We start from the raw sequence: 8,587 nt of genomic DNA on the forward strand, positions 1-8,587 counted from the left end.
GTTTTTCGGGCGATGATGCGACGCTGCGACCCTTCTGCAACGTGCCGCGCCGCCTCTCTCGGGGCGGCACGGGCGATTCGCTCGGATGACGCAAGCGGCTTACTTCTTCACGTTCATCGCCCTCATGGCGTTCAGGATGGCGATCACGGCAACGCCTACGTCGGCGAACACGGCCAGCCACATGTTGGCGATGCCCACGGCCGCCAGGACCAGCACGAGGAACTTGATGCCGAGGGCGAACACGATGTTCTGCCACACGATGCCCATGGTCTTGCGGGCGATGCCGATAGCGCGGGCGATGTTGGACGGCTTGTCGTCCATGAGCACCACGTCGGCCGCCTCGATGGCCGCGTCCGAGCCCATCGCGCCCATGGCGATGCCGATGTCGGCGCGCGTCAGCACGGGCGCGTCGTTGATGCCGTCGCCCACGAACGCGAGCTTGCCCTTGCCGGAGCCGTGCGCATGCGTCTCCTCCAGCAGCTTCTCCACTTCGGCGACCTTGTCCTGCGGCAGCAGCTGCGCGCGGAACTCGTCGATGCCCAGCTCCTTCGCCACGGCGGCCGCCACGTCGGCGCGGTCGCCCGTCAGCATGACGGTCTTCTTCACGCCCGCGGCCCGCAGCGCGGCGACGGCCTCGGCTGCGTCGGGCTTGACGACGTCGGCGATGACGATGTGCCCGATGTACTCGCCGTCAAGCGACACGTGCAGGATGGTGCCGGTCAGCTCGCACTCGTGGCAGCCCACGCCGCATTCGCTCATCAGCTTGTCGTTGCCCACCAGCACTACGTGCTCGTCGATCTTCGCGCGCACGCCGTGGCCGCTCTGCTCCTGCACGTCGTCGATGCGCTGCTGGTCGATGGGCCCCGAGTACGCCTGCTTCACCGACAGCGCGATGGGGTGGTTGGAATACGCTTCGGCGTGCGCGGCAATGGACAGCAGGCGGTCGGGGTCGATTCCCGCCTGCGGGTGGATGGCCACCACGTTGAACGAGCCGTCGGTGAGCGTGCCGGTCTTGTCGAACACGACGGTCTCGGTGCCGGCGAGCGTTTCCAGGTAGTTGCTGCCCTTCACGAGGATGCCCAGGCGCGAGGCGCCGCCGATGCCGCCGAAGAACGACAGCGGCACGCTGATGACGAGCGCGCACGGGCACGACACCACGAGGAAGATGAGCCCGCGCTGCACCCAGTCCGACCAGCCGCCGCCCAGCAGCAACGGCGGTACGACGGCCAAGAGCACCGCGATGCCCACCACGGCCGGGGTGTAGTAGCGCGCGAAGCGGGTGATGAAGTTCTCGGTCTTGGCCTTCTTCTCGGCCGCGTTCTCCACGAGCTCGAGGATGCGGCTGACGGTGGACTCGCCGAAGGGCTTGGTCACGCGCACGGTGATGAGGCCGGTCATGTTGACGCAGCCCGAGATGATCTCGTCGCCCTCGCGCACTTCGCGCGGCACCGACTCGCCGGTGAGGGCAGCGGTGTCCAGCTGGGACGTGCCGGACAGCACCACGCCGTCGAGCGGCACGCGTTCGCCGGCTTTCACGACGATCTCGTCGCCCACGGCCACCTCGTAGGGGTCCACCTGCACGAGCTGCCCGTCGCGCTCCACGTTGGCGAAGTCGGGCGCGATGTCCATCATGTCGGCGATGGATTTGCGGCTCTTGCCCACGGCGTAGCTTTGGAACAGCTCGCCTACCTGGTAGAACAGCATGACGGCCGCGCCTTCGGCCATGTGCGGGTCGCTGTCGGGGAACAGCACCAGCGCGAACGCGCCGATGGTGGCCACGCTCATGAGGAAGTTCTCGTCGAACACCTGGCCGTGGCCGATGTTCTTCGCCGCGCGCAGCAGCACGTCGTAGCCGGCGATGAGATAGGGGACGAGGAACAGCGCGAACTCCGCCCATAGCGCCGCCGTCTCGCTGCCGAGCCACGTCGACAGCGGAAGCAGCTCCGCCACGACGTACACGACGACGAACAGCGCGATGGCGAGGAGGATGCGGTTCCTCGTGCGTTTCTGTTTCTTGTTCATGATCTCCAACCTTGCAGTTCGGGGTTCGTCATCCTGAGCGGAGCGCGTCAGCGCGGAGTCGAAGGATCCCGCGCGGCGGTAGCTGGAAGTCTGCCGGCTGACACTGCGCGGGATCCTTCGAACACGTTGCGCTCGCTCAGGATGACATCGGCTTTCGCTCGTTATGGATGAGGGGATAGGATACGCGAAGCCGAAGTTAGCGCAGGATGACGCAGTCCGGTTCGAACTTCTTGCAGGCGTGCTGAGCTTCGTCCAGCACCGCTTCGAAGCGGTCGTCGTCGGCTTCCAACACCAGCTTCTGCGTCATGAAGCTGATAGAGGCGCTTTTCACGCCTTCGATGTTCTTGATGGCGTTCTCCATCTTCGCGGCGCAGTTTGCGCAGTCGAGATCCTGGAGTTTGAATGCCTTTCGCATGGCGGTGTCCTTTCGTTTCGGCGTTGTTGCGAGCGGGGGCGCGCGGTGCGGAGTCGAAGCATCCCGTGCCGCGGTCGATGCGGGGCTTATTCGCAGATATGGGTCATGCCCTGGGCGAGCATCGTGTACACGTGGTCGTCCGACAGCGAGTAGATGACGTTCTTGCCGTCGCGCTGGAACTTCACGAGACGGGCCTGCTTGAGCGTGCGCAGCTGGTGCGAGACGGCGCTTTGCGTGGCGGCGATAAGCTCGGCGAGGTCGGCGACGCACAGCTCCTGGCCCATGAGCGCGTACAGCATCTTGATGCGCGTCGTGTCGCCGAACACCTTGAACAGGTCGGCGAGGTCGTACAGCAGCTCCTCGTCGGGCATGCACTCGGGGCTCGGCACGCCCGCATGCTCGGCGCTGCCGCACGAGCAGCCGTTGTCGTGCGCGTTCTGAGCGTCTTCGCTTCCGGGTGCCGCTTCGGTAATCTTGTCTGGCTTCATTCCGTCAACCTCTCAACATATGATCAACTGTTCATAAGTATACGGACAACAAGGTTCGTGTCAAGGGGCCGAAGGGGAAATTCCCGCTTGTTGTATTTCCAACGCAGCGCGCTGTCGAGCCATGCTATGCTCCCGGACGATAGCGAAGAGGACGACTTGTTTCGGGAGGAATCTATGCTGCGGAAGATCATCGAGATCGACGAAACGGCCTGCAACGGCTGCGGCCTGTGCGTCGCGGCGTGCCATGAGGGCGCCATCGGCCTGGTGGAGGGCAAGGCGCGCCTGCTGCGCGACGACTATTGCGACGGGTTGGGCGACTGTCTGCCCGCGTGCCCGACCGGCGCCATCTCGTTCGTGGAGCGCGAGGCGGCAGCCTACGACGAGGCTGCGGTCAAGGCTCGAACGGCGCAGGAGAATTCGGTCGCACGCCTGTCGGGCGGCTGTCCCGGATCGCTCTCGCGCTTCTTCGCGTCCGAAGATCCTGAGGCGAAGCCCGCCCGGCCTTCCGCTTCCGCCCCCGTCGCCGAACCGGTTTGCGAAGAAACGCCCTCCCAGCTTTCGCAGTGGCCGGTGGAGATCAAGCTCGCGCCCGTGCAGGCGCCGTATTTCGCGGGCGCGCACGTGCTGATCGCCGCAGACTGTACGGCGTTCGCCTACGCCGACTTCCATCGCGGCTTCATGCGCGGGCGCATCACTCTTATCGGCTGCCCCAAGCTCGACGGCGTCGACTACAGCCAGAAGCTCGAAGCCCTGTTCGCCTCCAACGACATCGCGTCGGTCACCGTGGCGCGCATGGAGGTGCCGTGCTGCGGCGGCCTGGAACATGCGGCGCGCGCCGCGCTCGAGCGCAGCGGCAAGAACGTGCCGTTCGAGGTGGCGGTGATCTCGACGAAGGGCGCGCTGCTGGAGCGCCGCTAGCGAGCGAAGCCGCGATTCGCCGGGGGACGCGGTCGGCCGAAGATCTTCCGCCGACGCAGCCCTCCGTACAGATGTTTCACGTGAAATATCTGTTCGGACAAGCTCCTTCGCCTTCGGCTGTAATGGTTTGCGGGTTGTCTTTCGTTGCGCGAGAGCGGTCGTTTGTTCGTCGAGGCTTGACCGCTTCGGAAGCGCGCGTTCACACTGGTCGCAAGGCTTTGCGCTTTTGCCGCGGCCGGGACGCATACCCTCGAACCAAAGGATCAAACATGGAGACCATCGAAGAATTGTTCCGGAAGGTGTTGGACGACGAAGACCTGAGGGCTTCGTTCGGGCAGGCGCTGGAGGGCGACCGCTTGGAGGTTTTCCTTCGGGAAAACGGCTGCGAGGCTGCTCCTTCCGAGGTGCGGGAGGCCTTGGAGGGCATGTTCAGGGAAGAGCTGGGCGACGAGCTTCTGGATGAAGTGAACGGCGGAATGGCCAAATATCGTCTGTATCTCCACGAACCCTTTCTTAAAACTACAAGTGCCGCGTCGCAGAAGATCAAGATCATCAAGGGTTAGCGGCTTTTCTTCTGCATCTCGCGGACGAAGTCGGCCGTTCGGCCGACTTCGCGGATCCTTCGCCACCGACGGCTTCCGCCCGCAATTTCGTACAAGCGGCGCGGTGCGGTTCGTGGTATCGTCTCCTGCTTGGACGAAAGGTTTTGGATGGAGACGATCGAATCTTGGAGCGCGCGCCCCGACGTGCGCGGCGCGCGGCTGGCCGACCCCGACATGGGCGCCGAGAACCGGCGCATCGCGCCGTTCGGGCCGTGCCCGGGCGTGGAGTTCGTCACGCTCGAGGGCATCGTGCAGCCGTTCCCGCTCCATTTCCACGATTTCTGGACCATCGGCCAGATGGTGGGAGGGCGGCGGCGCATGACGTGCCGTGGCGAGGTGCACGATCTGGGGCCCGAGGACTTCGTGCTGTTCGGCTCCGGCGAGGTGCACGGCTGCAAGCCTTTGGACGACGCGCCGCTCATGTACCGCAGCGTGGTCGTGCCCGTCGGCCTGTTCGCGCAGGCGTTCGCCGAATCGCACGGTATCGGCGCCGCGTCCCTGCCCGACGGCGGCCCCGCTTGCCGCTTCAAGTCCGTGGTGGTGCGCGACGCGGCCCTTTCGGCGTGCATGGACCGGCTGTACGCGTTCGCCCGGACCGATTCCGCGCATGACCCGCTCGAGGAGGAAGAAGCGCTTTGGGCCCTCCTCGCGCAGACGGCGCGGTATTGCGAGAGCGAGGCGGCCGAGCCCCCGGCGCCCGAGGCCCCCTCCGCGGCGAACGTGGCGCGGGCGCGGGCGTACCTCGAAGAACGGTTCGCCTCGTGCATCACTCTCGACGACCTCGCGTGCTGCGCGGGCGTGTCGCGCTACCACCTCATCCGCGTGTTCTCCGAGGAGACGGGCCTCACGCCGCATCGCTACCTGCAGGCGGTGCGCGCGAACCGTGCTCGCGACCTGCTGGCGGCGGGCGTCGATCCGGCCGAGGTCGCCGCGCGGTCTGGGTTCGCCGATCAGGCGCACATGGGGCGCGTGTACAAATCGTTCTACGGCATCACCCCCGGCAGCTACCGAACGGCGGCGCGCACGCGGGTGCGGGAAGGATAGCGAGATGGCGGTTCAAACAAGCGAGGCCATAGAGGGGGCGCCGGCGGATCAGCGCCGCCCCGCCGTGCGCGGGCATGCGCTGGCGTTGGTCACCGTGGTGGTGTGGGCGGTCACGTTCGTATCCACGAAGGTGCTGCTCGTGCACCTCGCACCCATCGAGATCCTGTTCTTCCGCTTCGTCATCGGGTTCGTCGCGCTCGCGCTCCTGCGCCCGCGCATCCTGCACGTCCGGGGCTTCAAGGAGGAGCGGTGGTTCATGCTGGCGGGCGCTACCGGCGTGACGGTGTACTACCTGCTGGAGAACATCGCGCTCACGTTCACCACGGCCTCCATCGTGGGCGTGGTGGTGGCCGCGGCGCCGCTGTTCACCGGCGTCGCGTCGGCTGTCGTGCTGAAAGAGCGCCTGCGCGCGCCGTTCTTCGTCGGCTTCGCGGTGGCCATGGCGGGCGTGTGCCTGGTCAGCTTCGCGGGCGGCGCGTCGGGCGGCCTTGTCGCAGAAGGCGGGCTGGGGCAGGCGGGGCTCATCGGCGTGGCGCTGGCCTTGGCGGCGGCGGGCACGTGGGCCGTGTACTCCATCGTGACGAAGAAGCTCTCGACGTTCGGCTACGACAGCATCCTCGTCACGCGCCGCACGTTCGCCTGGGGTCTCGCGTTCATGCTTCCCGCGCTGCCGCTTCTGGGCTTTTCGCCCGATTGGGGCTCGCTCGCCGCGCCCGAGATGTGGGGCAACCTCGTGTTCTTGGGGCTGGGCGCGAGCGCGCTGTGCTTCGTGACGTGGAACATGGCGGTGAAGGAGCTGGGGCCGGTGAAGACGAGCCTGTACATCTACCTCGTGCCGGCGCTCACCGTGCTGGCCTCGGCCGCCGTGCTGGGCGACCCGCTCACCCCGCCGGTCGTCGCCGGAGTCCTGCTTACTATAGCAGGGCTGTTCCTTTCCGAGCGCGGGAAGTAGCGCGCTACGAGGCGGCGCACGCGTCCGAAAGCAACGTCGGTGGCGAAAAAGCATCGGATTCGGAAGTTCGCAAGGGGTTCGAAGGCGCAGCGCAAGCTGCCTTTCCGCATAGTGCCCGATCGCAGAAGGGAAGCCGTGGGATTGCGCCCGTTCATCCCCGCGAAGCTCGCGGCTTTCTTCCGAATTCGATATGTTTTCTCCATTACACGTCTAACCGGCTGCACGGAGATGCTCGGGACTGGGCGGCTTCGAGCGAAGGGTTCCACCGAACATCGTTCGTCGAATGGAAAACACGCACGGATGTTTCACGTGAAACATCTACGCGTCGCGATGCCGAGGGATGTCGGCTCCGTCGCCGCTCCGGCGTCGTGGCCCTTGCGGCGTCGAAGCTTTCGCCGGCTCAACGCTCGGGACGCGCGGTCAGCCGCACGGCACCGCGGTCGAGCAGCGGCTCGTAGACGCCGCGCAGCCATAGGGCGGCCTCGCCCGGTTCCAGCGCGAGCGGCATGCGGTTGTGCACGGGAGCCACGGCGGCGTTCGGTTCGGTGGTGACGAGCGAGAATCGTCCGCGATCGTGCACGCCCGCCAGCAAGAGCGGCGCGCCGTCGGGCGCTGCGAAGGCGTACTGGCGCTTCACGGGGCGCCCGGTGCGCTCGCTCGGCACCGTCTCGGTCGCATGCGATTCGTAGAAGCCCCGAGCAGGCACCAGGCAGCGACGACGCGCGAAGGACTCGGCCCACATGCTGCCCTCGCTGCGCAGAGCCGTCTCGATGCGCGTGTTGAACACGGGTCCGTTCTTCCAAGGAACCTCGTATCCCCAGGCCATATGGGCTACCGCGAGGCCGCATCCGTCGCCCGCGGCCACGATGAGCGGCACGACCGACGAGGGAAGCGCCTCGGGGCGGTTCGCGCGGCCGATCGCGCCGGTTCCGCGGGCTTCTGCCGGCTCGTCCGATTCGCCGTCGAACAGCGAGAGCTGCACAGGCGCCTCTTCGCGTTTCGCTCGCTGCTCGGCGCGGTCCGGCTGCGCGGATTCGGGGAAGAAGAGGAAGTCCTCATAGGCCTCGATCGGGTCGAGCGAAGCCAGCTCGTCCGCGTGCGCGGCCAGGTCGCGCTCTATCTCCGCAGCGATGCGGGCGACTTCGTCGCAGTCGATCGGTATGAAACGGCGGCACATCCACGGCTCCTTCCTCGCGTTTCCGCTCGCATCCAGTGTAGCGGTTCGCACGACGATGCGGGGCTACCGTGCGGTGTCCTTCGCGTGACGGCCGCGTTCCGGCTCGGCTGCGCCGCTACCTTTCGCATTGGCTGCAGCGCGGGCGAGCCGCCTCCGCGACGTCGGCGGCGCGGCCCGCCGTAACGCGTGCCGTCGCTCCCGCCGTTCAAGCGCTCGCGGACGAAGGGGTTGACAATACCCTTAAGGGGTATATACTCGCGCTTGGATACCCTCATGGGGTATAGAAGGAAGGAATCATCATGACCGAGAATCACGCGCAAGCTGAAAACGCCGCCATCTCGTCGCGCCCCGCGTCGACGTGCTGCTGCCACCGTAAGGAGACGCCGCGCTCGGAAGAGCTGCAGGCCGACCTTCATCGTCGCTTGAACCGCGTGATCGGGCAGCTGGGCGGCGTGAAGACGATGATCGACGACAACCGCTACTGCGCCGACGTGCTCACGCAGCTGGCGGCCGCGGAAAGCGCGGTTCACAGCATTTCCGCCGTGGTGCTGCGCAACCACCTGGAAACGTGCGTGGTCGAACAGATCGAACGCGGCAACGTGGAGATCATCGACGAGGTCATGAACCTGTTGAAGAAGTTCTCGCGCTAACCCGCGCTGAAAGACAAGGCCGTTCGTCCGTTTGTCGCGGATGTTTCACGTGAAACATCCGTTCGCGCGAAGGGGAGGGCGGCTGCGAAGGAGTAAGAAGTGAAGCAAACGTTCGATGTCACCGGCATGACGTGCGCGGCGTGCTCCGCGCGCGTGGAGAAGGCGACGCGGGCCGTGCCCGGCGTGGCCGACGTTGCCGTGAACCTGCTGAAGAACAGCATGGACGTCGCCTTCGACGACGGCGCGGAACCGTCGGCCGTGACGGTCGCCGTCGAGGCCGCGGTCGACAAGGCGGGCTACGGCGCCGCCGCGCGCGTCC

10 protein-coding genes are annotated in these 8,587 nt (G+C 66.4%); 6 read left to right on the top strand and 4 right to left on the bottom strand.

The window, feature by feature from the left end:
- Positions 1–99: 99 nt before the first annotated feature.
- The 3 genes from GT613_RS12155 to GT613_RS12165 form a co-directional block, all read right to left on the bottom strand.
- The gene (locus GT613_RS12155; protein ID WP_009306952.1) at positions 100–2,022 is read right to left on the bottom strand and encodes a heavy metal translocating P-type ATPase; all 1,923 of its coding nucleotides are present in this window, start codon (positions 2,020–2,022) and stop codon (positions 100–102) included.
- 196 nt (positions 2,023–2,218) lie between these two features.
- Positions 2,219–2,437 (bottom strand): cation transporter, encoded by a 219-nt coding sequence (locus tag GT613_RS12160; RefSeq protein WP_009306953.1) that lies wholly within the window; start codon positions 2,435–2,437, stop codon positions 2,219–2,221.
- An 86-nt stretch (positions 2,438–2,523) separates the two neighbouring features.
- Complete coding sequence (locus tag GT613_RS12165; protein ID WP_009306954.1) at positions 2,524–2,925, bottom strand: helix-turn-helix transcriptional regulator; 402 nt, start codon at positions 2,923–2,925, stop codon at positions 2,524–2,526.
- A gap of 174 nt (positions 2,926–3,099) precedes the next feature.
- On the opposite strand from GT613_RS12165, the gene GT613_RS12170 reads away from it, so the two are divergent.
- From GT613_RS12170 to GT613_RS12185, 4 genes are all read left to right on the top strand, one after another.
- Positions 3,100–3,843: a 4Fe-4S dicluster domain-containing protein gene (locus GT613_RS12170; protein ID WP_009306955.1), complete on the top strand. Its 744-nt coding sequence runs from the start codon at positions 3,100–3,102 to the stop codon at positions 3,841–3,843.
- Between the two features lie 269 nt (positions 3,844–4,112).
- Positions 4,113–4,406, top strand: coding sequence for a hypothetical protein (locus tag GT613_RS12175; RefSeq protein ID WP_009306956.1), 294 nt, complete (start codon positions 4,113–4,115; stop codon positions 4,404–4,406).
- A gap of 147 nt (positions 4,407–4,553) precedes the next feature.
- A complete protein-coding gene (locus tag GT613_RS12180) occupies positions 4,554–5,489 on the top strand; it encodes an AraC family transcriptional regulator (RefSeq protein WP_009608570.1) in 936 nt (311 codons plus the stop codon).
- A gap of 4 nt (positions 5,490–5,493) precedes the next feature.
- On the top strand, positions 5,494–6,441 hold the full coding sequence (locus GT613_RS12185; protein ID WP_009306958.1) for a DMT family transporter: 948 nt from the start codon (positions 5,494–5,496) through the stop codon (positions 6,439–6,441).
- 400 nt (positions 6,442–6,841) lie between these two features.
- Here GT613_RS12185 and GT613_RS12190 read toward each other — a convergent pair whose 3' ends face one another.
- The gene (locus GT613_RS12190) at positions 6,842–7,618 is read right to left on the bottom strand and encodes an SOS response-associated peptidase (protein WP_009306959.1); all 777 of its coding nucleotides are present in this window, start codon (positions 7,616–7,618) and stop codon (positions 6,842–6,844) included.
- Between the two features lie 299 nt (positions 7,619–7,917).
- Here GT613_RS12190 and GT613_RS12195 point away from each other — a divergent pair, with 299 nt between their 5' ends.
- The gene (locus tag GT613_RS12195; RefSeq protein ID WP_009306960.1) at positions 7,918–8,268 is read left to right on the top strand and encodes a metal-sensing transcriptional repressor; all 351 of its coding nucleotides are present in this window, start codon (positions 7,918–7,920) and stop codon (positions 8,266–8,268) included.
- Positions 8,269–8,367: 99 nt separating this feature from the next.
- Positions 8,368–8,587: cation transporter (locus GT613_RS12200; protein WP_161172640.1), on the top strand; the 220-nt coding region annotated here is incomplete at its 3' end.

Origin of the sequence: Eggerthella sp. BIOML-A4 (assembly GCF_009875575.1) — a bacterium.
Lineage (GTDB): Bacteria > Actinomycetota > Coriobacteriia > Coriobacteriales > Eggerthellaceae > Eggerthella > Eggerthella lenta.